The 24,995-nt window shown below is 50.7% G+C and carries 24 protein-coding genes and 1 other annotated feature; of the genes, 16 read left to right on the forward strand and 8 right to left on the reverse strand.

Going from position 1 to position 24,995, the window contains the following annotated elements; all coding sequences use genetic code 11:
- Positions 1–43 precede the first annotated feature (43 nt).
- Both KNP92_RS04230 and KNP92_RS04235 read left to right on the forward strand, forming a co-directional pair.
- Complete coding sequence (locus KNP92_RS04230) at positions 44–1,117, forward strand: M42 family metallopeptidase (RefSeq protein WP_214837651.1); 1,074 nt, start codon at positions 44–46, stop codon at positions 1,115–1,117.
- 121 nt (positions 1,118–1,238) lie between these two features.
- Entirely contained in the window at positions 1,239–2,255 is a 1,017-nt protein-coding gene (locus KNP92_RS04235; RefSeq protein WP_214837654.1) for a PTS sugar transporter subunit IIC, read from the forward strand.
- A gap of 38 nt (positions 2,256–2,293) precedes the next feature.
- Here the strand turns inward: KNP92_RS04235 and KNP92_RS04240 are convergent, their stop codons facing one another.
- Positions 2,294–2,626 carry an MLKL N-termimal domain-containing protein gene (locus KNP92_RS04240; protein ID WP_214837657.1) on the reverse strand — a complete coding sequence of 111 codons (333 nt, stop codon included), beginning with the start codon at positions 2,624–2,626 and terminating at the stop codon, positions 2,294–2,296.
- 115 nt (positions 2,627–2,741) lie between these two features.
- Between KNP92_RS04240 and KNP92_RS04245 the strand changes: the two genes are divergently transcribed.
- From KNP92_RS04245 to KNP92_RS04270, 6 genes are all read left to right on the forward strand, one after another.
- On the forward strand, positions 2,742–3,053 hold the full coding sequence (locus KNP92_RS04245; protein WP_214837660.1) for a thioredoxin family protein: 312 nt from the start codon (positions 2,742–2,744) through the stop codon (positions 3,051–3,053).
- Positions 3,054–3,057: 4 nt separating this feature from the next.
- The gene (locus KNP92_RS04250; RefSeq protein WP_214837663.1) at positions 3,058–3,852 is read left to right on the forward strand and encodes a DUF1444 family protein; all 795 of its coding nucleotides are present in this window, start codon (positions 3,058–3,060) and stop codon (positions 3,850–3,852) included.
- 48 nt (positions 3,853–3,900) lie between these two features.
- Positions 3,901–4,521 carry a YtpR family tRNA-binding protein gene (gene ytpR / locus KNP92_RS04255; RefSeq protein WP_214837666.1) on the forward strand — a complete coding sequence of 207 codons (621 nt, stop codon included), beginning with the start codon at positions 3,901–3,903 and terminating at the stop codon, positions 4,519–4,521.
- A 53-nt stretch (positions 4,522–4,574) separates the two neighbouring features.
- A complete protein-coding gene (locus tag KNP92_RS04260) occupies positions 4,575–5,594 on the forward strand; it encodes a hypothetical protein (protein ID WP_214837669.1) in 1,020 nt (339 codons plus the stop codon).
- Positions 5,595–5,680: 86 nt separating this feature from the next.
- Positions 5,681–6,988, forward strand: a complete 1,308-nt coding sequence (murC, locus tag KNP92_RS04265) for a UDP-N-acetylmuramate--L-alanine ligase (RefSeq protein ID WP_214837684.1) — start codon at positions 5,681–5,683, stop codon at positions 6,986–6,988.
- A 92-nt stretch (positions 6,989–7,080) separates the two neighbouring features.
- Positions 7,081–7,533, forward strand: coding sequence for a Dps family protein (locus KNP92_RS04270; RefSeq protein WP_214837698.1), 453 nt, complete (start codon positions 7,081–7,083; stop codon positions 7,531–7,533).
- Positions 7,534–7,566: 33 nt separating this feature from the next.
- Here the strand turns inward: KNP92_RS04270 and KNP92_RS04275 are convergent, their stop codons facing one another.
- Positions 7,567–8,679: an aminopeptidase gene (locus KNP92_RS04275; RefSeq protein WP_214837701.1), complete on the reverse strand. Its 1,113-nt coding sequence runs from the start codon at positions 8,677–8,679 to the stop codon at positions 7,567–7,569.
- A 171-nt stretch (positions 8,680–8,850) separates the two neighbouring features.
- On the opposite strand from KNP92_RS04275, the gene KNP92_RS04280 reads away from it, so the two are divergent.
- The 4 genes from KNP92_RS04280 to ccpA all read left to right on the forward strand — a co-directional run bounded on the left by KNP92_RS04280 (position 8,851) and on the right by ccpA (position 12,407).
- Positions 8,851–9,366 carry a DUF948 domain-containing protein gene (locus tag KNP92_RS04280; RefSeq protein ID WP_214837705.1) on the forward strand — a complete coding sequence of 172 codons (516 nt, stop codon included), beginning with the start codon at positions 8,851–8,853 and terminating at the stop codon, positions 9,364–9,366.
- Between the two features lie 23 nt (positions 9,367–9,389).
- A complete protein-coding gene (locus KNP92_RS04285) occupies positions 9,390–10,043 on the forward strand; it encodes a YtxH domain-containing protein (protein WP_214837708.1) in 654 nt (217 codons plus the stop codon).
- Positions 10,044–10,175: 132 nt separating this feature from the next.
- Complete coding sequence (locus tag KNP92_RS04290; protein ID WP_214837711.1) at positions 10,176–11,267, forward strand: bifunctional 3-deoxy-7-phosphoheptulonate synthase/chorismate mutase; 1,092 nt, start codon at positions 10,176–10,178, stop codon at positions 11,265–11,267.
- Between the two features lie 126 nt (positions 11,268–11,393).
- A complete protein-coding gene (ccpA, locus tag KNP92_RS04295; RefSeq protein ID WP_214837714.1) occupies positions 11,394–12,407 on the forward strand; it encodes a catabolite control protein A in 1,014 nt (337 codons plus the stop codon).
- A 40-nt stretch (positions 12,408–12,447) separates the two neighbouring features.
- On the opposite strand, the gene KNP92_RS04300 is transcribed toward ccpA, so the two are convergent.
- Genes KNP92_RS04300 through KNP92_RS04310 form a run of 3 tightly spaced genes read right to left on the reverse strand, consistent with a single transcriptional unit; the run spans position 12,448 to position 14,887 of the window.
- Positions 12,448–13,617 (reverse strand): acetoin utilization protein AcuC, encoded by a 1,170-nt coding sequence (locus tag KNP92_RS04300; RefSeq protein ID WP_214837717.1) that lies wholly within the window; start codon positions 13,615–13,617, stop codon positions 12,448–12,450.
- Entirely contained in the window at positions 13,614–14,246 is a 633-nt protein-coding gene (locus tag KNP92_RS04305) for an acetoin utilization AcuB family protein (RefSeq protein ID WP_214837720.1), read from the reverse strand. The genes KNP92_RS04300 and KNP92_RS04305 overlap by 4 nt, the downstream gene beginning before the upstream one ends.
- A gap of 11 nt (positions 14,247–14,257) precedes the next feature.
- Positions 14,258–14,887, reverse strand: coding sequence for a GNAT family N-acetyltransferase (locus KNP92_RS04310; RefSeq protein ID WP_214837723.1), 630 nt, complete (start codon positions 14,885–14,887; stop codon positions 14,258–14,260).
- 155 nt (positions 14,888–15,042) lie between these two features.
- On the opposite strand from KNP92_RS04310, the gene acsA reads away from it, so the two are divergent.
- On the forward strand, positions 15,043–16,749 hold the full coding sequence (gene acsA, locus KNP92_RS04315; protein ID WP_214837726.1) for an acetate--CoA ligase: 1,707 nt from the start codon (positions 15,043–15,045) through the stop codon (positions 16,747–16,749).
- 40 nt (positions 16,750–16,789) lie between these two features.
- On the opposite strand, the gene KNP92_RS04320 is transcribed toward acsA, so the two are convergent.
- Entirely contained in the window at positions 16,790–19,228 is a 2,439-nt protein-coding gene (locus KNP92_RS04320) for a transglycosylase domain-containing protein (protein ID WP_214837729.1), read from the reverse strand.
- Between the two features lie 165 nt (positions 19,229–19,393).
- Positions 19,394–19,590, forward strand: a binding site (T-box leader).
- A 48-nt stretch (positions 19,591–19,638) separates the two neighbouring features.
- On the opposite strand from KNP92_RS04320, the gene tyrS reads away from it, so the two are divergent.
- Both tyrS and KNP92_RS04330 read left to right on the forward strand, forming a co-directional pair.
- Positions 19,639–20,886, forward strand: coding sequence for a tyrosine--tRNA ligase (tyrS, locus tag KNP92_RS04325; protein WP_214837732.1), 1,248 nt, complete (start codon positions 19,639–19,641; stop codon positions 20,884–20,886).
- A 100-nt stretch (positions 20,887–20,986) separates the two neighbouring features.
- Entirely contained in the window at positions 20,987–21,613 is a 627-nt protein-coding gene (locus tag KNP92_RS04330; RefSeq protein WP_214837735.1) for a GTP pyrophosphokinase, read from the forward strand.
- A 42-nt stretch (positions 21,614–21,655) separates the two neighbouring features.
- Here the strand turns inward: KNP92_RS04330 and rpsD are convergent, their stop codons facing one another.
- Both rpsD and KNP92_RS04340 read right to left on the reverse strand, forming a co-directional pair.
- Positions 21,656–22,255, reverse strand: coding sequence for a 30S ribosomal protein S4 (gene rpsD / locus KNP92_RS04335; RefSeq protein ID WP_034814744.1), 600 nt, complete (start codon positions 22,253–22,255; stop codon positions 21,656–21,658).
- A gap of 222 nt (positions 22,256–22,477) precedes the next feature.
- Positions 22,478–22,960, reverse strand: a complete 483-nt coding sequence (locus KNP92_RS04340) for a GAF domain-containing protein (RefSeq protein ID WP_214837738.1) — start codon at positions 22,958–22,960, stop codon at positions 22,478–22,480.
- A 236-nt stretch (positions 22,961–23,196) separates the two neighbouring features.
- Between KNP92_RS04340 and ezrA the strand changes: the two genes are divergently transcribed.
- Complete coding sequence (gene ezrA, locus KNP92_RS04345) at positions 23,197–24,927, forward strand: septation ring formation regulator EzrA (protein WP_214837741.1); 1,731 nt, start codon at positions 23,197–23,199, stop codon at positions 24,925–24,927.
- Positions 24,928–24,995 lie beyond the last annotated feature (68 nt).

A 24,995-nucleotide genomic window follows, 5' to 3' on the forward strand; every position in this document is an offset into this window, starting at 1 on the left:
TTCTGTATATAATGAGGGCACAACGGTTGAAGGGATGAGACAGATGGAACAAAAAACAAGAGACTTATTTAAGACGTTGACCGAACTGCCGGGGGCACCAGGTTTTGAGTCTGACGTGCGCCAGTTCGTGCGGGACCGCATCACGCCACATGCGGATGAAATCATGACGGACGGCATCGGCTCGATTTTTGGAAAACGAGTCGGAGACGAGTCGGGTCCGCGCATCATGGTCGCCGGCCATATGGATGAAGTCGCGTTCATGGTGACCCGCATCACGGAAAACGGCATGCTATACATACAACCACTCGGCGGCTGGTGGAGCCAAGTGCTCATGGCGCAACGGTTTGACATCGTCACAAGCGATGGGAAAATCCCAGGCGTTGTCGCTTCGACACCGCCGCACTTGCTCGGGCCGGATGCGATGAATAAGCCGATGGACATGAAACAGATGTTCATTGATATCGGTGCTGACTCGAAAGAAGAAGCAGAATCGTGGGGCGTTCGACCGGGTCTATCGGCTGTTCCGACGAGTGACTTCACACCGCTCAAACACCCAAAAAAAATTATGGCGAAAGCATGGGATAACCGATATGGTGTCGGGCTTGCCATCGAGTTGCTTGAAGAGACGACGAAAGACGATCACCCGAACATCCTCTTCTCCGGGGCGACTGTTCAAGAAGAAGTTGGCCTTCGCGGCGCCCAGACGGCTGCCGAAATGATTCAACCGGACGTCGCGCTCGTGCTTGACGCATCGCCAGCGAACGATGCCTCTGGTAATAAGACTGAGTTCGGTCAGCTCGGAGAAGGAGCGCTTATCCGCATCCTCGACCGTGTCATGGTCATGTCCCCAGAAATGCGCGACTTCTTGCTCGATACAGCTTCAGATGAAAACATTAAGACGCAATATTTTGTTTCACCAGGTGGAACAGACGCGGGACGAATTCATATGAGCGGTCAAGGGGTGCCAACTGCAGTCATCGGGGTCGCAGCACGTTATATTCACACACATGCATCGATTTTGCACACAGATGACTATGAAGCGGCAAAAGCGCTCTTGAAAGCACTCGTCAAACGGCTCGACCGCTCGACGATGGAGACGCTTCGTGCCTCACGTTAACGCGTAACGTCACTTTTTGAAGTGACGTTTTTTATTGCTATTTGTCAGGAAATGCTTATACTAAATATCGTGTGAAGACATGAACTTTACTACTGACAAGACAATGAAAAGAGGAAGAACCATGTTCAAGAAAAAAGGGATCTCGTTAAGCCCGTCAATTTATTTTGTTACCGCGCTCAGCTATATGGCGCTTGGTCTATTTAGTACGCTCATCATCGGCTTGATTATGAAAACGATGGGGGGACAGCTGAGTGAGGCAGGAATCGAACAGTTCGGTCAGACGTTAATCACAATCGGGGACGTGGCCATCAGTTTGACAGGACCGGCCATCGGGATTGCAATCGCCTATGCGCTTCAAGCGCCACCGCTTATCTTATTTTCAGCGCTCGTGGTTGGGGCGTTCGGCTATGAATTCGGACCGGCTGGGAGTTATGTAGCGACACTCCTTGCCGTCGAGATCGCGAAGCTCGTCTCGAAGTCGACGAAACTCGATATCCTCGTAACACCGTTCACAACGATTGCCGTCGGTTATGCGAGCGCGACGTATATCGGAAAGTATGTTGGTCTATTCATGACGCAACTCGGGACGTGGATTGAATGGGGCACGGAACAACAGCCGGTCTTCATGGGCGTCGTCGTGGCCACGCTTATGGGACTCGCGCTCACAGCGCCAATCTCGAGCGCGGCGATTGCGCTCATGCTCGGATTGAGCGGGATTGCAGCCGGAGCGGCCACCGTCGGATGTGCCGCGCAAATGATTGGATTCGCGGTCACGAGTTATCGTGACAACGGGATTGGGGGAGCGATTGCGCAAGGTATCGGCACTTCAATGCTCCAAGTTGGAAACATCGTAAAGAATCCATGGATTTTACTGCCTCCTACGCTCGCGGGAGCCGTGCTCGCACCGATTGCGATTTATCTGTTCGAACTTGAGAGCGTCGCGGCCGGCGCCGGAATGGGGACGAGTGGACTTGTTGGGCCGATTGTCATGCTCGAGACGATGGGCTTTAGTTGGCATACGGTCATCGTTGTCGCAGGCTTCCTCTTTGTCGGGCCGGCACTTCTCAGCTTTGCGGTTTATCAAGTACTTACTCGCTTGAACCGGATCCGTCCGAACGACATGAAGATTGAATATTGATGAAAAAAAGCGTTCCCGAAGCAGGAACGCTTGTTTGTTTAGACCCCAAAAAATTGTCGTACCGTCTCGACCGTCTCACGCGGGACACGAAAGCTCGCTAAAAATAGAACGAGCAGGAGCACATAAACGGGGAGAAGGAATCGCTTGCGCACGATTGGCAAATAGCGGGCTGCTTTTTTTAATGCTTTTTCGACAACGTAGATGATCGCGAAGCCGACGACGAGCCAAATTAAAATCTCGGTACGACTCTTGTCCGTGTCGATGAACAAATAGCCGTAGCGGAGTATGGCGAGCATACCGACGACTCCGACGAGTTGCTCGAGCGGATGTTTCATGTCTGGGTTCAATTGTTCCCGCGTCCATTTGGTCATATCGTCACCTTTTTCTCATAGTCTTCGCCCTCGATTATAACAAAACGTGAGAGCGGAATGTAAGAACGGACATATGCTATCATGAATGAGGAAAAAAGAACAGGAGTGGTGAAAAATGAACCAATTGACAACTTTAGAACAATACACGAAGGCGAAACAAGAAAAGAGCGTCTTCATGTTCTCTGCAACGTGGTGTGGTGATTGTCGTTTCCTTGACCCGTTCATGCCTGCCATTGAAGCAAACTTCTCTGAATGGACGTTCTATTACGTCGATCGCGACGAATGGATGGAGCTCGCCCAAGAGCTCGACATCTTTGGGATTCCAAGTTTTGTCGCTTTTCACAATGGTCAAGAAGTCGACCGTTACGTCGGACGTGAACGGAAAACACCTGAGCAAGTCGAAGCATTTTTGAACGGGTTAGGGTGAGCGTATGGAACGGAATGAACTAAGACGACACATCGAGCGTCATTTCTCTGAAGGCTATCGAACGTCTTACGATCGCGAGAACGAAGTGCTTCGCATCGAACGATCGAGTGATCGTGTCGGTGTGAATATTCGGCTCGCCCCGCTCGTCGCGAAAGCAAAAGTGCGAGGCGTCGTCGCCGTCGAGGAAGTCGTGGAATACATTCAAACGGCTCTCGCGGCAGATGAGTCGGTCACGTTGCTGGGGAATGAGAAGAACATCTATCCAGTCATCCGGGCCGCCTCGTTCGCGAAAGAGACGAAGCAAGGCAATGCGCTCGTCACAACACCACATACAGCGGAGACGGCAATCTTTTATGCGCTCGATTTCGAGAACGGGTACCGTTTGATTGAAGAGCGGCACTTGACCGAGACGATGACGGTACAGCGACTTGATGAAATCGCGCGCGACAACGTCATGACGTTACCGACCGAATTGAAACAAGACGAGGTTGCGGGAAACACGTTTTATTTCTTGGCTGCACGTGACGGATATGAGGCGTCACGCATATTGAACGATGACTTTTTACGAGTCATGGAGCGCCGCATCGAAGGCGATATGCTCGTAGGGGTACCACACCAAGACGTGTTGATTATCGCCGACATTCAAAACGATGCGGGTTATGACGCGATGCAACAACTCATGTTCGACTTTTTCACGAACGGTCGAATCCCCGTGACCGCTCTCGCGTTCCATTATGAAGCCGGCGCGTTCGAACCAATTTTCATTGTTGGAAAAAAGAACCCACCAACCGACGCATAATCTGCTAAACTATGTGTGTCTAGTTTGAAAGAAGGGGCGTTTTTACGTATGCAAATCAATGCTTTTTATAACCGACAAGGAATCGGCGATGTACTCATGGTGTTATTGAGAGAAGGCGAGCGCCATCATCAAATCGTTGAACGAAAAGATGACGTTGCCATCGTCAAGTCAACGGATGGCAAAGTGAATGGCTACAACATTTTCAATGCGAGCAATTACTTTAACGCAACCGACTGGCACGGTCCGGTTGAATTGACGGCAGAACTCATTGAGACACTCGGTGTCATCTTGCGCAAACAAAACATCGAGGCCGATCTTTCTGGCGTCGATTTCACACCAAAGTTCGTCGTCGGTTACGTCAAGTCAGCAGAAAAACATCCAGATGCGGACAAATTGTCGATTTGCCAAGTCGAGACGGACCAAGGGACCGTCCAAATCGTCTGCGGCGCGCCGAACGTGGCGACAGGACAAAAAGTGGTCGTCGCAAAACCTGGAGCGGTCATGCCATCAGGATTGATCATTCGTCCATCGAAACTGCGCGGCGAATCTTCGCAAGGCATGATTTGTTCAGCGCGCGAACTCAATTTACCTGATGCACCGCAAGAAAAAGGGATTTTAGTATTAGATGACGAATATGAAGTAGGGAAAGCATTTGAAATCGGTCGCTAAACTCGACCGATTTTTTGCTAAATAGGATTGAGTGAAAAAGCGAGGAATCAAGTATGGATGCATATGAACGTTCATTGAAACAACAAGCCGAGCGCATTCGCCGTGAACTGTCCCAAGAAGGGAAAAAGGCGGCGCCGGTTCCAAAAGTCGAGACGCCAGAAGAGTTCATCCCGTCAGACGTCCCGTCGCCGATATACGGCTATGCACGTCCGAAGCCGAAGATTAACTTGCCGTCTGAACATTCGCCGGAGACACGCGCTGATTTTCATCATGAGCCAGAATATGAGGAAGACGTATCGGCGGAAGAGTCGTTTGTGCCAGAACCAGCCGATGAGTCGATGAATCGAGCCGAGCTGTTTCAAGGCGCACAATCTTCAACGGACGTACCGGAGAAGACTGAAGAATCAAAACCGGAAGAATCGAGTGAAGCTGAACGAGAAGAGCCGATCGTCGAACCAGAAGCCGGTTTTGTCACATCGGAAGTGGAAGGTGAGCTTGAAGCTCGAGACGTTGAATTCGAAGCTGTTGAAGAAATGCTGGTCGAGACAGAAGTGAAACAAGAAACAGTAAACGACGAGAGCAACGACGCGTCTCGTGATTCATCAGAAGCGAATGTGGAAGACGAATCGACGGACGAAGGGACGATTTCCGAGGAAATCGAAGCGTTCGATGTCGATTCTGCACCATGTGAACGAGACGGAGAACAGGAAGAGAAGACGGGTCTTGGTGACGTCTCGATTCTCGAAGATGGATTCGCTTCGGTGTTCTTTAGTTCGACGGATTTAACTTCTTCTAAAGTTGTCGTCCGTGATGAGAAGGAACCGGTGTCAGCTGAACCGCTTTCTGTGGAAGAAACTACGGTCGAAGACGTCGCACCCATTGTCGAAGATGTTGCAAAGACATTACAGACCGCTCATGAGCAGACAGTAGTGGAGGACGAAGTGGAATTGACGCCTGCTGTGGGCGTATCGTACAAAGCAGAGGGTCCGCCGCTGAACGTCATGATGACACCACAAGATCGCATGGCGATGTATCGCAAGCGACGCCTTGAACAAAAAAACAATAATCTGTAATAGCATGACACCTATAGTTTTGCTATAATGACAAAGGTTTGTCGCATTTTTCGCAAACCGCAATGAATTAGGGGGGCTATTTACAGATGAACCGTTATCACTTCGTCGGAATTAAAGGAACGGGCATGAGTCCTTTAGCGCAAATTTTAAATGATATGAATAATGAAGTCCGAGGCTCGGACGTTGAAAAAGCATTTTTTACAGAAGAAGCATTGAATCGTAAAGGAATCGAGATCCTACCGTTTGATCCTGAAAATATTACAGAAGGACAAATCGTCGTGCAAGGGAACGCGTTCACAGACGATCATCCGGAAGTCGTCCGGGCGCGTGAACTCGGATTGACCATCTATAAATATTATGAGTTCCTTGGTGAACTTGCGGATCATTACACGAGTGTGGCCATTACTGGCTCACACGGGAAAACATCGACGACCGGACTTTTGGCCCACGTCATGCGTGGCATCGAGCCGACGTCATTCTTGATTGGCGACGGAACGGGAGAAGGGGTCGAAGATTCGAAAAACTTCGTCTTTGAAGCGTGTGAATACAAACGTCACTTCCTTTACTATCGTCCTGATTATGCCATCATGACGAATATCGACTTTGACCATTCGGACTATTTCTCTGGACTCGATGATGTCATCGATGCGTTCCAAGAGATGGCGAAGCAAGTCAAAAAAGGAATCATCGCGTGTGGAGATGATGAGAATCTTCAACAGATTCAAGCGAACGTGCCAATCGTGTATTATGGATTCGGCGCCCACAACGATTTTCGGGCTGAAAACGTAGACTCGACCGATCGCGGCACGACGTTTGACGTGTTTTTACGGGACGATTTTTATGGAACGTTCCGCATTCCTGGTTACGGTAACCATAGCGTCTTGAACGCGCTCGCGGTCATCGCGACGTGCGACTATGAGAACCTTCCGAAAGAGCTCGTCAAAGAGCGTCTCGAGACGTTCAACGGCGTGAAACGTCGCTTTAGCGAATCGACGCTCGGCAGCCAAGTGCTCGTCGATGACTATGCACACCACCCGCGCGAAATTAGTGCGACCGTTGAAGCGGCGCGTAAGAAGTACGCGGGTCGTGAAATCGTCGCTGTGTTCCAACCGCACACGTACACTCGTCTAAAATCGTTCATGGACGATTTTGCGGCGTCACTCGCTGAAGCGGATGCGGTCTATCTATGTGACATCTTCGGCTCGGCCCGTGAACAAGAAGGGACGGTCACAATCGAAGACCTCCAATCTCGGATTGAAGGGGCGAACGTGTTGAAACGTGGTGGAACGCAAGTGCTCCATACGCATGACAATGCGGTGCTCTTATTCATGGGCGCTGGAGATATCCAGACGTATCAACGTGAATATGAAGAATTCGTTCAACAACAAGCATAAAGAGCGGCTACGGCCGCTCTTTTTTGTGTTTAATTTTTTCCGAAGACGGAAATACTATTATCGACTGATTATGGAAAAGGAGATGTTTTCAAATGGCAAGCCAAGGCGCATTGAATACGTTAAACAAGGAAGTGGCCAACTATGGTCTCTTATTCGTGAAACTCCACAACTATCACTGGTATATTAGCGGACCTCATTTCTTCACGTATCATGAGAAGTTAGAGGAGCTATATAACTTGGTCGCAGAGCTGTACGATGACGTGGCGGAACGTCTACTCATGAACGACGGTGAACCGTATGCGACGATGAAAGAGTACTTGGAGCATTCGACGCTTCAAGAAGGGGATCGCCACGCGGAGACGGATCAGATGATTAAAGATATCATTAGCGACTTCAAACAGATTCGTCAGGAGATGCAAGATGCGATGGAGAATTTCGTGGACGGGGACGAAGCGATTGAAGATACGTTCGTGTCTCACATCGAGCGTCTCGAGAAAGAGATTTGGATGATGTCGGCAGCACTCGGGAAAAAGACAAAGTTGTAATAGAAAAAGCGTGCCTCGCTGGCACGCTTTTTGTTATTTCAAATTTTCCGGGTTGAGCGGTAAGAGTGAATCGATGACGAAACGACCGTCTTTTCGAATCAACACGTCGTCGAACCAAATCTCTCCGCCGCCATAATCGGCACGCTGGATATTGACGAGGTCCCAGTGGATTGACGAGTCGTTACCATTATAGGCATCATCATACGCCTGACCTGGTGTGAAGTGGAAACTACCATCAATCTTTTCATCAAATAAGATGTCTTTCATTGGGTGTTGGATGTACGGGTTGACGCCGATGGCGAACTCGCCGACATAGCGCGCCCCTTCATCCGTATTGAACACGTCGTTGATACGGTCCGTGTCGTTTGCCGTCGCCTCAATGATCTTCCCGTCCTGGAACGTCAGCTTGACGTTCTCATACGTGAACCCATGATAAGGAGATGGTGTGTTGTATGTAATCACACCATTGATGGAGTCTTTGACCGGCGCTGTGAACACTTCACCGTCCGGAATGTTCATCTGCCCCGAGCACTTGATGGCCGGAATGTCTTTAATTGAGAACGACAAATCCGTGCCAGGCCCTTTAATCGTGACGCGGTCCGTTTCGTCCATCAGTGTGACGAGGGCGTCCATCGCCCGGTCCATCTTGGCGTAGTCGAGCGTACAGACGTTAAAGTAAAAATCTTCGAACGCTTCCGTCGATTTCCCCGCGAGTTGGGCCATCGAAGGGGACGGATAACGGAGGACGACCCATCTCGTCCCTTTGACGCGGTCTTCTGTATGCATTTTTCCAATCGTCGCGCCGACAAGTTTTTGCTGTTCAGCCGGCACGTCAGACAATTCATTAATATTGTCCCCGGCCCGAAGACCGATATAGGCGTCCATCGCTTGCATCTGTTTTCGTTCGATATCCGCCATCAATTCGAGTTGCTCTCGGCTTGCTCCCATGTAGAGCTTACGAAGAATCCGGCTCTCTTTTAATAGAACGAACGGATGCCCTCCTGCTTCGTATGCTTTTTCGACGAGTGCTTCGACGAGCGACTCTTCGACCCCGAAATTCTCAATTAATACACGTTCCCCCGGCTTCAATTCGACCGAATAATTGATCAATCCATCTGCAAGTTGCGTGATTCTTGGATCTCTCATACGTCCACCCCTTAACTTTTTTAAATTTATTTCTATTTTAGTGTAATCGAAAACATAAAAACGGGTAAAGGAATAATCAGACCGGATGGCGAAAACGGTTGGGACAAATCTTTTCAGTCATAATGGTGCTATAATGAAACCACCATATTATTGAACAGGAGGAATGATTGGATGGAAATCACATTAGGAGGCATCGCGGGCTTAATTGCTGCACTCGCGTTTGTCGTACTCGTCTTTTTCTTGGCGCGTGTCTTATCGAACGTGAACCGCACGCTCGGTAGCGTCGCGAACACGACCGAGAACTTGGAACGACAGTTGGATGGGATTACGATGGAAGTGACGGCGCTCTTACATAAGACGAACCGTCTCGTAGATAACGTGGAAGAGAAGACTGAATTGCTTGCACCAGTGGCCCATGCGCTTGACGAGCTCGGTACGTCACTCAATGAAGTGACCGAGTCGGTGCGGACGGTGTCTTCATCTGTGCATGTGGCAGCAGATGAAAACAAAGAACAAATCGCACAAGCGGTCCGATGGGGATCGGTCGCTGTGGAGTTATTTAAGAAAAACAAAACGGAGACGGGCAACGAGCGTCCGTCACGTCGTCGCGGACGCCGTGAACGGAAAGAAGACACGTCATCCGTCTCACCTGGTGTCGTCGCAACGGATGACACACTCAAATCTTAATCATCTCTAGGAGGAATTCACTTATGACATACGACAAAAACAACTCACAACAACAACCATCATCAGGTGGAGGCTTCTTAGCTGGCGTCGTACTCGGGGGAGTCATCGGGGCTGCTGTCGCGCTCCTTACGTCACCGAAGAGCGGTCGTGAAGTGCGGACGTATCTCGACGAGAAAACGGCCACGTCGCGTGAGCGTTTAACGGTCAAATCGAAAGAAGTCCGGGAGAAGGCAGAACCGGTCGTTGGAGAATGGATTAAAGTCGCGAGTGACAAATCGGCGCCTCTTCTTGAAAAAGCGGCCCCTGTACTCAATCTCGTAAAAGATAAGGCTCGCGAAGCGGCCGAACTCAAGCAGCAAGTAGACGAGGACGAGCTATCGATTGAAGAAGCGATGGAGAAGGCCGATCAACTCGTCGCAGAGGCAGAAGCAGAAGTGAAAGAGCAACTTGACCGCGCAGCAGACGAGTCAACGGATGAGTCGAAGGACAACTCGAAAGACAACTCCGAAGAAGCTGCATCATCAGCCGATCAAGACGAGTCAAAATCAGAAAGTAGCCGGGACGAGTCAGCGAACTACGAATCGGAGTTTGAAGCACCGGTCAAAGATTTGCTCGATGACGAGTCGAAACAAGAATTGAAAGAGTTGAAACAAGACTTGAAGAACGGTAAGAAGTAAACGATCATACCCAGGTTTCCTGGGTATTTTTTTGTTGAATTTGTGTCACCGACCATTAGTCTATGACAAAGCAAAAAAAGTTCGATATAATTAGGTTTCTGGAAAGAACGGCTTAGAAATGAGAGGGTAATTATGAGTCCACAAGATCAATTGAACCGATTACGTCGTGAAATGGATGAATTGAACCGAGAAATGCTCGATTTGCTTAATCGCCGAGGTGCGCTCGCTGTCGAGATCGGCAAAGTAAAACGCCTTCAGGGCGTCGAACGATACGACCCGGTGCGCGAACGCGAAATGCTCGACTTTATCGCGGCTGAAAATACAGGTCCTTTTGAGACGCCACGGCTCCAACATCTATTTAAAGAGATGTTCAAAGCGTCTGCAGAGCTACAGGGAGAGGACCGTGATAAAACGCTCCTCGTCTCACGTAAACGCCAAGCTGAGGACACGATTGTCACGCTTGACGGGGTCACAATTGGTAACGGTCGTCCCCAGTTGATTGCAGGTCCTTGTGCCGTCGAATCGTTCGAACAAGTGAACGCCGTCGCTGAAAAGCTCGCCTTGTCGGGTGTGAAGATTATGCGAGGTGGCGCGTATAAGCCGCGCACATCACCATACGACTTCCAAGGACTCGGGTTTGACGGACTTCAACTGTTGAAACAAGCGGCCGACCGCCATGATTTACGCGTCATCTCTGAAATCATGACACCGGGTGCGGTCGAATCGGCGCTACCATACGTTGATATCATTCAAGTCGGAGCGCGCAACATGCAAAACTTTGACTTGTTGAAGGAAGTCGGTAAGACCGATAAACCGGTCTTGTTGAAACGCGGGTTATCGGCCACAATCGAAGAGTTCATTTATGCGGCCGAGTACATCATGGCGAGCGGCAACCATCAAATTGTTCTTTGCGAGCGCGGTATTCGGACGTATGAACGGGCGACACGTAACACGCTCGATATTACGGCCGTGCCGATTTTGAAGCAAGAGACACATTTGCCGGTCATGGTCGACGTGACGCATTCGACGGGTCGCCGTGATTTGTTACTCCCGGCAGCGAAAGCCGCGCTTGCCGTCGGAGCCGACGGTGTCATGGTCGAGGTGCATCCGAATCCGGCTATCGCTTTATCTGATGCCCAGCAACAACTCGATTTCGACCAGTTTGATGACTTTGTGGACGGGTTGACGACCCAGTTCCCTCAACTTGATTTGGTAAAAAAGTAAGCTTTCCAATTGGAAACGTTTTATATGGCGTGAAGACAGGGTAAAATGATGACAGATACCTGTCTTCCTTTTTTGACACGTTTTTTGAAAATCGTTTGAAAATCACCGCTTGTAGGAGGAGTTTTAATGAATAGTAACAATGTAACGATCTATGATGTCGCTCGAGAAGCCGGGGTGTCGATGGCAACCGTCTCTCGTGTCGTCAACGGAAACCCGAACGTCAAACCGACGACCCGTAAGAAAGTCCAGGACGCGATTGACCGTCTCGGTTATCGTCCAAACGCTGTCGCACGTGGCCTTGCAAGCAAGAAGACAACGACGGTCGGCGTCATCGTACCGGATATCTCAAACATCTTCTTTGCCGATCTCGCGCGTGGAATTGAAGATGTCGCGACGATGTACAAGTACAACATCATCCTCGGAAACTCGGATGCGAACCGTGACAAAGAGATCCATTTATTGAACACGCTTCTTGGGAAACAAGTCGACGGCATCATCTTTATGGGCGGTCGCCTTCACGAAGATCTCGTCGAGGAATTCAAACGGTCACCGGTCCCAATCGTCTTGGCGGCCACATTGAACCAAGGCTACGACCTCCCGGCGGTCAACATCGACTACGAACAGGCGGCATATGACGCGACCGAGATGTTGATTGGTCATGGACACAAACAAGTCGGCTTCATCACAGGCCCGCTCGAGCAACAAATCAATGGCGAGAAGAAGTTCGCCGGTTACCGTCGTGCGCTTGAAGACGCCGGTCTTCCGTTCCAGGAAAACGACGTCATCCTCGGAAACTACACGTACGCCTCAGGTCTTGAAGCGATGCAAAAGATGCTCGAGCGTGACGATTGCCCGAAAGCTATCTTCGCGGGTACAGATGAAATGGCGCTCGGCGTCATCCATGCGATTCAAGACGCGGGCTTCTCGGTCCCGAACGACTTTGAAGTCGTCGGACACGACAACACGCGACTCGCGACGATGATTCGTCCGAAATTGACGACGGTCGTTCAACCGATGTACGACATTGGTGCCGTGGCGATGCGTCTCTTGACAAAGATTTTGAACGCGGAAGAAGTCGAAGAGAAAAACGTCGTCTTGCCACACCGCATTGAGCGCCGTGACTCGTTACGGAACGACTAAACGGAAAAACACTTAAGCCGTCGACGGCTTAAGTGTTTTTTTATAAATAGAGTGATTTTCGGTCATTGGAGATGAATGGCCAAAATGCCCGTTTCGTCACTTCCCAATTCTTTTCCTCGATTTGCTGCCGTCGAGGGATGTGGTCGAATGTATACAACGTATCGTCCCATCGTGTTGGGAGCGGTTGATCGGCCTTCATTTGCCACTGCTCGATCCATTCGGTCGGAATGTCGCCACTGTACGGTGCCTCGCGTGTCAGACCGGCCCAAACTTGTGCCCATGCTCGCGGTACGGTTCTGAACCAATCGTATCCGCCACCGCCGAGGGCGACGAGCCGGCCGTCTGTATATTCATCCGCAAGCCGCGATGCGATTTGCGGAATCTGCTCGAACGTCCGAATCGTCGAGGCGAGATGGGTGAGGGGGTCAAACGTATGGGCGTCGGCCCCGTTTTGCGTCAAGATGATATCCGGTTTGAACCAAGCACACGCCTCGCGCAGCACCGTCTCATAACAATGAAGGAACGAGTCGTCTTGCGTGAACGCATCGACGGGGACGTTCCAACTATACCCGTAGCCGCTCCCGTTCCCCCGCTCGGTGACGGCGCCTGTCCCGGGGAACAAGTAGCGGCCGGTCTCGTGAATCGAGAGCGTCATGACGTCAGCGTCGTCATAAAACAGCCACTGTACGCCGTCTCCGTGATGGGCGTCGGTATCGACGTAAAGGACCCGCATGCCATACTGTTTTCGAACGTGGGCGATGGCGACCGCCGCATCGTTATAAACACAAAACCCGGACGCCTTCCGCTGCATCCCGTGATGCAATCCGCCTCCGACGTGAAAGGCACGCTCGACTTTCCCGCTCGCGACGAGGTCGAGGGCGAGCATCGTCCCTCCGACGAGCCGTGCCGCGCCTTCATGAATGGTCGGAAAGATCGGCGTGTCTTCCGTACCAAGCCCGAACTTGTTCGCCTTTAGTCCGGTGAGTGCTCCGGCCGCCGCCGCTTGCACAGCCTCGATATAATCGCGGTCGTGGACGAGTGCCAAATCTTCGATCGAAGCGAGTGGCGGCGCGATGCATTCATCCGGGGCAAGTTTCCCCGCTGCCGTCAAAAGCGACGTCGTCAGTTCCAAACGAATCGGGTTGAACGGGTGGTCCGCATGGAAACGGTACGACGTCTCGTTTTCCCCAAATATGTAAGCCGGTCTCATTGCGACATCTCCGGCCCGAGCACATCATAGCCTTCGCGCTTCAATCGTTCGATGATGCGGAGTGGATTCATCGTCTGAACCCGAAACGAGATGATTCGTTTATACGGGTCTTGTGTCGGATGGACGAAGACGTTGATGATGTTGACGTTTGTCTTGGCGAGAAGCCGCGTCACTTTCTCAAGCGTCCCGGTCGTATTCTCAACTAGGATTTCAATTTGCGAACTCGGCTCGAGCGCACCAGTCAATTGAACGAAATAGCGAAGTAAATCGGTTTCGGTCAACACGCCGACGAGCTTACCTCGTTCCACAATCGGAAGACACGTCAGCCGGTGTTCATAAAATAAAGCGGCCGCATCCTCGAAAAAGTCCAACGGATGAGCCGTCACGATATCGGTACGCATGATGCTCGACACCGGATTCTTAAAATCAGCATGCTCGCTTTCGGGATGGAACACGCTCGTCGCACCACTCATCTCGAACTGCCCGATGATTCCGACGACTTGTCGGGCGGGGTTCGTGACGATGAGATGACGCACTGTATGGTCGCGCATGAGTTTCGCCGCGTGGGCAATCGTATTCGTCGGTTGAATCGTCACGACGTGGCGGTTCATCATCTGTTCAATCAGCATCGTAGCCCTCCTCAGTCATACATGAACCGGCGGCGGAGCCGGAGCGAGTCGAAATGGTCAATCGTTTCTTGCCGAACGTTTTTGCCGATGCGCGCCATGAGACAGTTGGCCGGATGCGAAGCAATCTCTGGATCATCGGTCGGGAAGAAGACAAGCCCACCGTGATTCATCATCTTCTCCATCACGTTCCGATAGTCCCAAATCGACAGCCCGCTCCCTTTCAAGTCCCAATGCCAATAATATTCTGTCGTCAAAATTAAAAAGTCGTCCATATGCGGGTCCATCATCGATACTTCGAGTAACTGCTTCCCGATGCGTTGACCGCGAAAGCGCGGACTGACCTCGATGGCACCGAGCTCGAGAATATACGGATCGTTGCCCTCGCTCCATCGTTCATACGGATCTGGATACAAGTATGTCACATAGCCGATAATCAATTCTTCGACGCGAGCGACGATGATGCGTCCTTCTTTCAAAGCCGCGATTTCAACGAGCGCTTTGTGTTGGTCTTCCGGCTCCCGAAACGCCGTCAACCCTTCGTCGAGGCGATACGTCGCAAGCACGTCACTCTCAATCGGTCCATCGATGATTACGGCTCCGAGTGAGGTTTCCCACACTTTTGAATGATACTGTTTTTCCATGGAGTCACCACCTTTTTCACCTCTTATTATAGCGCTTTCATCGGACGAGTTTCACTCCGTTTTGGAGTTTTTGGAAATTCATTGATTTGTCATAATATTAACACTATACTGAAAGTGGTTATACCATTCATTACAGGGGAGGCGAATCTTTAACGATGGAAAAATTGAAAGCGTTATCAGGGGAACATCAATTGGCGTCGTATGAAGATGCTTGTCAGTCGTTCGAGTGGACGCAAGCAGAAGCGTTATTGTCTTGGAATTTGACCGGAAATGTCAACATGGCGTATGAGGCGATCGATCGTCACGCAGAAGGGGAACTCGCGACGAAACTAGCCTTGCTTTACTTCGATGGGGATCGAGAAGAGCGGTATACGTATGCGGATATGAAACAAGAAAGCAATCGGGCCGGAAATGTTCTGAAATCGGTCGGGGTGGAGAAAGGCGACCGCGTCTTTATCTTCATGCCGCGGAGTCCAGAACTTTATTTTATTTTACTCGGTACACTTAAACTTGGTGCGATCGTCGGCCCGTTGTTTGAGGCGTTCATGGAACAGGCGGTACACGACCGCCTGCTCGACGCTGAAGCCAAAGTCATCGTGACGACCGAGGCGTTGTTACCGCGTGTTCCGGTCGACCAGTTGCCTCACCTCGAGACGATTCTGATCGTCGGAGATGACGTGAACGAGTCAGGGAAAGTGATTGATTACCGTAAGCTGGCGCAAAACGCCACGACGGAGCTCGACATCACGTGGGTCGACCGTGAAGACGGGATGATTCTTCATTATACGTCTGGCTCGACAGGGAAACCAAAAGGCGTGTTGCACGTCCATAACGCGATGATTCAACAATTGATGACAGGGAAATGGGTGCTCGACTTGCAACCGGAAGATGTGTATTGGTGCACGGCCGACCCGGGCTGGGTAACGGGCACAAGTTACGGCATCTTCGCCCCGTTTTTAAACGGTGCGACGAACGTAATCGTTGGCGGGCGATTCAATCCGGAGTTTTGGTACTCGGTAATCGAACGTTTCGGCGTGACGGTCTGGTATAGCGCTCCGACGGCGTTTCGGATGCTCATGGGTGCGGGAGATGAAGCGTTCGCCAAGTACGACTTGTCGTCACTTCGCCATATCCTCTCGGTCGGCGAGCCACTCAACCCGGAAGTCATCCGTTGGGGCAACGAGTCGTTCGGCTTACGAATTCACGATACATGGTGGATGACGGAGACGGGGGCGATGATGATTTGTAACTATCCGACGATGGACATTAAACCCGGTTCGATGGGGAAAGCCATCCCTGGCTGTGAGGCGGCGATTTTAGACGACCGCGGTCAACCGCTCCCGCCGCACCGGATGGGCAACTTGGCGCTCAAGACGCCATGGCCGTCGATGATGCGCAAGATATGGAAAAATGATGCGAAGTATGAAAGTTACTTCTGGGGCGATTGGTACGTCTCAGGGGACTCGGCCTATATGGACGAGGACGGGTATTTTTGGTTCCAGGGCCGTGTCGACGACGTCATTATGACGGCAGGCGAACGTGTCGGGCCGTTTGAAGTCGAAAGTCGTCTCGTCGAGCATCCGGCTGTCGCCGAAGCAGGCGTGATCGGGAAACCAGACCCGGTCCGCGGTGAAATCATCAAGGCGTTCATCGCGCTCCGGAAAGGCTATGAGCCGTCGGATGAGTTGAAGGCAGAGATTCAAAAGTTCGTCAAAGAGGGGCTCGCGGCCCATGCGGCACCTCGGGAAATCGAGTTCAAAGACAAGTTGCCGAAGACGCGCAGCGGGAAGATTATGCGTCGTGTCTTGAAGGCGTGGGAGTTGAACCTCGAGACAGGTGATCTCTCCACAATGGAAGACTAAACAAAAGGTCGACACCACGGTGTCGACCTTTTCGTCTTGCTTATTCGTCAGCGTCTGCCTCGGCATCCGCTTCTTCTTGCGCTTTCTTTTCAGCTTCGGCTTTCTTCTTGGCTTCTTCTTCCGCCTTTTTCGCGTCTTCTGCCTTCTTCTTCGCCTCAGCTTCTGCTTTTTTCTTTGCTTCTTCGTCTTGCTTTTCAGCAGCTTCGCGTTTCGCGTCTTCCGCCTCTTGCTTGGCCTCTTCCGCTTTTTCTTTCGCTTCTTCTGCTTTCTTCTTCGCTTCCTCTTCCTTCTTCTTCTCTTCGACTTTCTTCTTCTCTGAGAACGTTCCAGAGTCTTGGAAGTCTTTTGACGTCACGCTAGAGGGTTGTGTAAAGCGTGCGTTCGTAAACGTCTCTGGCTTATCCGCATACACACGGTTCACGATTTGCGACCAAATCCGTTGCGTCCGCTGGTAGTAAGGGCCGTACGGGTAAGCATCGGTCATCCCGATTTTCTGGTTGTCATATCCAGACCAGACCGCGAGGGTGACGTCCGGGTTAGAGCCGACAAGATACGAATCCCGTTTCTCTTGTGTCGTTCCAGTTTTGCCCATCCAGTCACCTGGGACGTTCATGAGCGACTTGGCGTATGTCGCCGTACCGGACGTGTAAACGTCACGCAACATATCGATGACGAGGTAAGCCGTGCGATCGGAGTAGATGCGCTTTTTCTCAGGCTGCGCCTCGAAGATTGTCTCGCCTTGGAACTCGACTTTATCGACGAAGTACGGGCTGACGTGTTCGCCGTAGTTAGCGAGCATCGCATAAGTTGATGCCAAGTCGACCGGCGTTACTTCTCCAGTCCCTAAAGCCATGGCAGATGCAATGCGGTTTCCATCTGATACAGGGATTCCCATATCAATCAGTTTTTGAGTATCTTCTGCTTTTTGATTTCGTTCCTCATAAACTTTGACGGCAGGTACGTTCAACGAGAGTTTAAGGGCATCACGAATTGTGACTGCACCACGATATCTTTTACCTTCGTTTTGAACTTGTTTCGGAGGTTGCCCTGGACCAGTAAATTGATAAAAGTATTCTTCATCAATGATTGTAGTAGCAGGGGTGATCATCCCACCCTCGATCGCATTCGCATAAACGAGAATCGGTTTGGCGGTCGATCCGATTTGGCGCTCCATTTGTGTGGCATGGTTATATTCTTCAGTCTTCCCATTAATGTAGCGGCCACCGACAAAGCCGAGCACGCGGCCCGTCTTGTTCTCAAGCATGACGGCTGCAGTTTGTTCTGGATAACTTGTCCCATCCGCATTTTGGTTCGGACCGAAGTTATCGGCATTTTTAGCCGGCTGTTGCATCGATTCGTGAATCTGCTTATCGAGCGTCAAGTGAATCTTATATCCACCTTGACGGAGGGCGTTATGCGCCCGTTTTCCGTAAGTCGAACGAACTTCGTTTCGTTCGCTTGGCCCGAGATCGTTGAGGTTGATGCCATCTTCTTGTAACAGATGGTTCGTCACGATTGCGAGTGCTTCACGTTCAGCCAAGTCGACGAGGTACGGATAGCGGTCGCGCGGTTTCGATTGTGTCTTCATGAAGTCTTGTGTGATGTCGTAGTTATACGCCGCATCATACTCTTCTTGTGTAATCTTCCCGGCGACGTACATCCGGTTCAAGACCGTCTTCATCCGGTTGATGCTGGCTGTGACGTCTTCTTTCACGACACCGCCTTGATAATATGGCGTGTATAAGAACGGGTTTTTCGGGATACCGGCGAGGAAAGCCGCTTGCGGGAGCGTCAAGTTCTCCGCTGACGTATTGAACACGCCGCGAGACGCTGCTTCAATCCCCGAGATGTTACGGCCCATCGAGTTACGGCCGAACGAGACGACGTTCAAGTAGGCGTTTAAAATCTCATCTTTATCCATCGCTTTTTCGAGACGGAGTGCGAGCAAAATCTCTTTCGCTTTTCGCTCGAACGATACTTCATTCGTCAGCATTTGGTTCTTGATGAGCTGTTGAGTGAGCGTCGAACCACCGGTGCGGTCTTCCGAGCCGGTCGCTTCTTGTAAGATGGCACGAAGCGTCGCTTTCGGGACGACCCCATCATGTTCATAAAACTCGACATCTTCCGTCGCTAAGAGCGCGTCAATGACGAACGGTGATACTTTATCGACCGGAATCGGCGTCCGAACTTCATCGGTCGTATAGTTCCCGATGCGTTCTCCGCTTCCGAAGTAAATATCAGAGGTCGACGAGTACGTATTGATTTGGGACGTCATCGTCTTGTAGGCAGGGGTTGGCATGTCCTTGACGAGCGATGCGAAATACCCGGCGCCGACACCGGCACCTAAAAAGCCGATCAAGACGACGGAAATGATCGTGAGTAACAGGACGTTCCACGATACATCGTAAAATACATTGGCATAACGGCGGGCTTTCAAGGACGTTGGATTATTCCATAAGTCTCGAATCTTTTGCAGCATGACAGCCTCCTTCATATAGTGTCAATCAATTGGAAACAGTAATATATTCGATTATAGCACAAGTCTTTCCCCACCTTAGCGCGAATCGACCTTTCGTTGCAACTTTCAATCTTGTAGTTGACAACGGAGAAACCAAACTTATAAAATGAATGGCATAGTCAATAAATCAATGCGATGAAAAAAGCGAAGTAGTGGGTGGACCGCTTGTCCAGAAAGCTAGTGGGTGCTGTGAACTAGCCAATGTCGACCGACGAATTACACTTTTGGAGCATGCCGTTCGGCCGGTTCGGGACCGTTATCTCTCATTTAAGTGGCCACACGTGTGGCAATTAGGGTGGTACCGCGGAATCTCCGTCCCTTCTCGATATGAGAAGGGACGTTTTTTTATGTCAATTGAAGGAGTGGGACAGATGGAATTATTGAATGATTTAGCATTTCGAGGGCTCGTCAATCAAATGACGGACGAAGCAGGATTGAAAGAACAGTTGAAGAAGCCGACAACGCTTTACACGGGCTTTGACCCGACAGCGGACTCGCTCCATATCGGGCACTTGTTACCGATTTTGACGCTCAGACGTTTCCAAGAGGCGGGACATCAAGTCATCGCCCTCGTCGGTGGAGCGACGGGGATGATCGGCGACCCGTCTGGACGCTCGGACGAACGGTCACTGAACACGCTCGACACGGTCAAAGAATTCTCGGACCGCATCAAGGATCAATTGAGCCGCTTCCTCCCGTTAGAAGGGGAGAATCCGATTACGATCCGAAACAACTACGAATGGACGGCGGAACTGTCGATTATCGACTTTTTACGTGATGTCGGGAAGCACTTCCCAATCAGTTACATGCTCGCGAAAGATTCGGTCGATTCACGATTGGAAAACGGGATTTCGTACACCGAGTTCTCATACATGTTGTTGCAATCATTCGACTTCTTAAAGTTATACGAAACAGAGAACTGCCGTCTCCAAGTCGGGGGAAGCGACCAGTGGGGGAACATCACGGCCGGGCTCGAACTCATTCGCCGTTTCGGCCACCAAGAGAAGGCGTTCGGTCTCACGGTTCCGCTCGTCACGAAATCGGACGGTCAAAAGTTCGGGAAGACGGCCGGTGGTGCGGTCTGGCTCGATGCTGATAAGACGACACCGTACGAGTTCTACCAATTTTGGATTAACGTCGATGATGCTGACGTCATCAAGTTCATCAAATACTTCACGTTCATGACGCACGAAGAGATTGATGCGCTCGCGGAAGAAGTGGCAGCTTCTCCGGAGAAACGTGTGGCCCAGCGTCGTCTTGCTGAAGAGATGACGAAACTTGTGCACGGTGAAGCCGGTCTTGAACAGGCAGAGCGCATCACGAACGCATTCTTCAGCGGGGACCTCGCGTCACTGAAACCAGAAGATATGGACGCGGCGTTCAAAGGGATGCCACAGTTCGAACTCAATGGGGAGCGTAACCTCGTCGACTTGCTTGTCGAGGCGGGCATCGTCCAGTCGAAACGTCAAGCGCGCGAAGACGTGCAAAATGGTGCGATTTACTTGAACGGCGAGCGGGAACAAGCGCTCGATAAGACGGTGACACGTGCCGATACGCTCGGTGAGTTCACGATTATCCGTCGTGGGAAGAAAAAATATTTCGTGATCCGTCACGTCTAATGCAACCGTCCATTCTCGTCTGATTACGAGAATGGACGGTTTTTTGTGTTTCGAACGAACGCGGGTCTGATACGATAGAAGAAAGCGAGGAGGGTGAAAGATGGAAATTGAAGAGTTTTTTGGCGAACAGTTTCAGCAATGGCGAGAGCGATTCCGTTACTATGAGATGGCGATCACAGAGCTTGAAAGTGACCTTGGGATTATCGACCTCGACTGGCAAACACGACTCGGATACTCACCGATCGAACACGTGAAGACACGGATGAAGACGCTTCCGTCTATCGTTCGAAAGATGAACCAGAAACAGTTGCCGCTCGAAGTGGATGCCCTCTGGGACAACGTCCATGACGTCGCTGGTGTTCGCATCGTCACGAGTTTTCGGGACGATATTTATGAGATTTTAGAGCATTTAAGGAAGCGAGATGATTTACAAATCGATGAAGTGAAAGACTATATCAAACATCCGAAACCGAGTGGGTATCGGAGCCTTCACCTGATCGTCCGGACGAAAGTATATTTGGCCGAACGAATCATCTGGGTACCGGCCGAGATTCAAATCCGGACATTGGCGATGGATTTTTGGGCGGCGACGGAACATAAGCTTCAATATAAATATCAGCATCAAGTTCCTGAGTCGTCACGAGCGGAACTGACCGAGGCGGCAAATATGGCGGACGCGCTCGATACGCAGATGGGGCGCATCCGGGAACAAATTTTAAAGAAATAAAAAATCCCCTTTCCTACCAAGTCAGGAAAGGGGATTAAAGCATTAACGTGAGTAGTACTCGACGATCAATTGCTCTTTGATTTGGTCGTTAAGTTCAGCACGCTCTGGAAGACGTACGTACGTACCTTCGAGCTTTTCAGCGTCGAACGTGACGAAGTCTTTTGTAGCTGGTGCTACTTCGAGTGCTTCAGCAATCGCTTTGAAGTTTTTAGACTTCTCACGAACTGAGATGACTTGACCTGGTTTTACACGGTAAGACGCGATGTCTACACGTGAACCGTCAACTTGGATGTGACCGTGGTTGACGAGTTGGCGCGCGCCGCGACGTGTGCGAGCGAGGCCCATACGGTAAACGAGGTTGTCAAGGCGTGACTCGAGCAAGAACATGAAGTTCTCACCGTGGATACCTTGCATTTTCCCTGCATCGTTGAAGATGCGACGGAATTGCTTCTCGTTGATTCCGTACATATGACGGAGTGCTTGCTTCGCTTGAAGCTGAAGACCGTATTCAGAGATTTTACGACGACCATTGCCGTGTTGGCCTGGTGCGTAAGGACGTTTTGCTAATTCTTTACCCGTTTCGCTAAGCGAGATGCCTAAGCGACGCGAGAGTTTCCAAGCTGGACCTGTGTAACGAGCCATGTTTGGACTCCTCCTTGTTGTTCATGTATTTTGCACAAAAGAACAACGGTGTCAAAGACGGGTGACGCCCCTTTCAAGGTTCAAGCACCTTCACTTGATAGCGAAGCTACGAGATGCTCCTCCGACAACGTCGAGGCCCGAAAGGTGGATACGTCTGTCGATGACTGCTATCGTCATTTCATGCACAAAAAATAGTATACGATGAATAAAACAGCTTGTCAATCAGATGAAGCGAAGTAATGTCTGGCAAAATTGTTCGAGGCCATGACGGTCGATTTCTGAGAAACGATCGAACTCGGGGCTGTCGATATCGAGCACGCCGATCGTCTCACCGTCGCGCACGAGCGGGACGACGATTTCAGAGTTTGACGCCGCGTCACAGGCGATATGTCCCGGGAACTGATGGACGTCCGCCACGAGTTGCGTTTCTTGCGTTGAAGCGGCTGTCCCGCATACGCCTTTCCCAAATGCGATATGGACGCAAGCTGGGAGACCTTGGAACGGGCCGAGGATGAGCGCGTCGTCACCGTTCTTCATATAGAAGCCGACCCAGTTGATCCGATCTAGAAATTGGTTAAGGAGCGCGCTCGCGTTGGCGAGGTTCGCGACTTCGTTCGTTTCGCCTTCTAACAGTGCAGCGAGTTGTTTGTTCAGCAGTTCATAGCCGGCGGCCAAGTCGCCAGAGTAAGCAGTCGTTTGAAACATATGATTCCCTCCTATATGAATACAAGCTCAGATATGCATCATCGTACACGCATTTTTTCAATTTGTCTTCCGAAACGTTTTTATGGGTGCGCAACATTCTCACGTCAAACCATTGGAAAACCTATGCAAATCCACAGTTGTATAATATGATTAAGTATATCTATACTTATAAAATACATCATTTTCTTCTTTACGATACATAAGTCCATGAAAGCGGCTTGGAGGTTGTGACAAAGATGGATTACGGATTATACGGGATTTTAATTGGAATCATCGTCATCGCGCTAGGGGCCATGCTCGCTAGTATGCTCATTCGAAGAAAGTATTACCAAAAAATTGATGATTTGGATATTCGTAAACAAAGTATTCTCAGTGCGAGTATCCCGGCTGAGCTTCAAAAGTTTAAGCAATGGCCAATGGAAGGTGAGACGAAAGAGAAGTTCGATCGGTGGCATCAGTCGTGGGACGAGCTCGTCAGCGTCCATACCGGACAAATCGATGAATCGCTTTATCGGTCAGAGGAAGATCTCGACAAGTATCGCTTCTTGAAAGTGAAGACGGACTTGAACGCGACGGAACAGTTGATTGAAGAACTCGAGACGATGGTACACGCCATGCTCGACGAGATGGATGAGTTCAATCAACATCATGCCTCGCTCCTCGACATCGTCAAGAAAGACGAAAAAGAGCTATACCAACTACGGAAGACACTCGTTTCGCAAAACAACGCCTTCGGACCGACGTATCCTCTCGTCGAAGCCGAGATTGCAGCCGCTGAGGCGAAGCGAAACGAGATGATGACACTCAAGCAAGAAGGCCAAGTGTCGGATGCGTTCTTAGCCGGACAGGACTTATCGGCGAAAGTCACGCACATCCGTGAACTCGTCGGCGTCATCCCGCAGTTCGTGCGGACCGTCCAAATCGACTTGCGTCAGCAGCTCAACCAACTTCGTTCGGGTCATAAAGAGATGCAGATGGACGGATACGCCCTTGAACCGCTTGGTTTAATGGAAGAAATCGAACAAGCGGAAGACCGGCGTCAAACGCTCATGGAACGGATTGAACGGCTCGAGTTCGATCATTTCGAGACGGATATGCAACAATTGAGCTCGGATATCGATCAATTGTTCGAAGCGTTCCGCACCGAGGTCGACGCGCGTCAATACGTGAAAAAAGAGTTCGCGACCGTTCGTGAACGTGATGAGAAGACGACAGAACTGATGACGCGTCTGAATGAAGAGATGTCTCGCCTGATCAGCAACTATGAGATTAACGCCCGGGTCGGCGAAGAGTTCGAGCAGCTCGAGCGGGAACGGACGACGCTATCGGCGAACGTTCATGACATCGAGCAAGCGCTCAGCGCCCAAATGCTCCCGTTCAGCCTCGTCAAATCGAAAGTGCAGGAAGCGAAACGATCACTCGATCAATTTGCAGCCATGCATGAACGGTTCATCGAGAACACGAATTCGCTTCGAAAAGAAGAGCTCGAAGTGCGCAATAAGCTTGAAGGATGGAAACGCGAATTATCGGCGCATCGTCGACTCCTCGCGAAAAGTGCGATGCCGGTCGTGCCGAACGATTTAATGAACGACATGCGCCAACTGCAAAAGAGCGTCCAGTCGCTCGATGAGCAGTTCGAGAAAGCACCGTTCAACATGACGTACATCGTCGGCTTGAGCCACGACATCGAAGAGACGATGGATAATTTCCGCGACCGAGTGAAGGCGCTCCTTCGCCAAGTCACGTACGCCGAACAGCTTTTGCAGTACGCGAACCGCTATCGCCGTCGTGACAACGAGGTGCACATCGCCTTGACGCTCGCGGAGAACAAGTTCTTGCACGGGGAATACGGAACGGCTGTTGAGATTGGCGAGCGTGTGCTCGGTCGTTTCGACGAGACGGCACCGCGTACGATTCGTCAACGGGTCGAAAAAGGAATCGAACATCAAGAATTGCTTCGTAAATAATCTATGCATGAAGATTGACGTAAACGGGAATTAACGTAGACGTCAATCTTTTTTGAATCGAGGAGGAG

Origin of the sequence: Exiguobacterium sp. s122 (assembly GCF_018618475.1) — a bacterium.
GTDB lineage: Bacteria > Bacillota > Bacilli > Exiguobacteriales > Exiguobacteriaceae > Exiguobacterium > Exiguobacterium himgiriensis.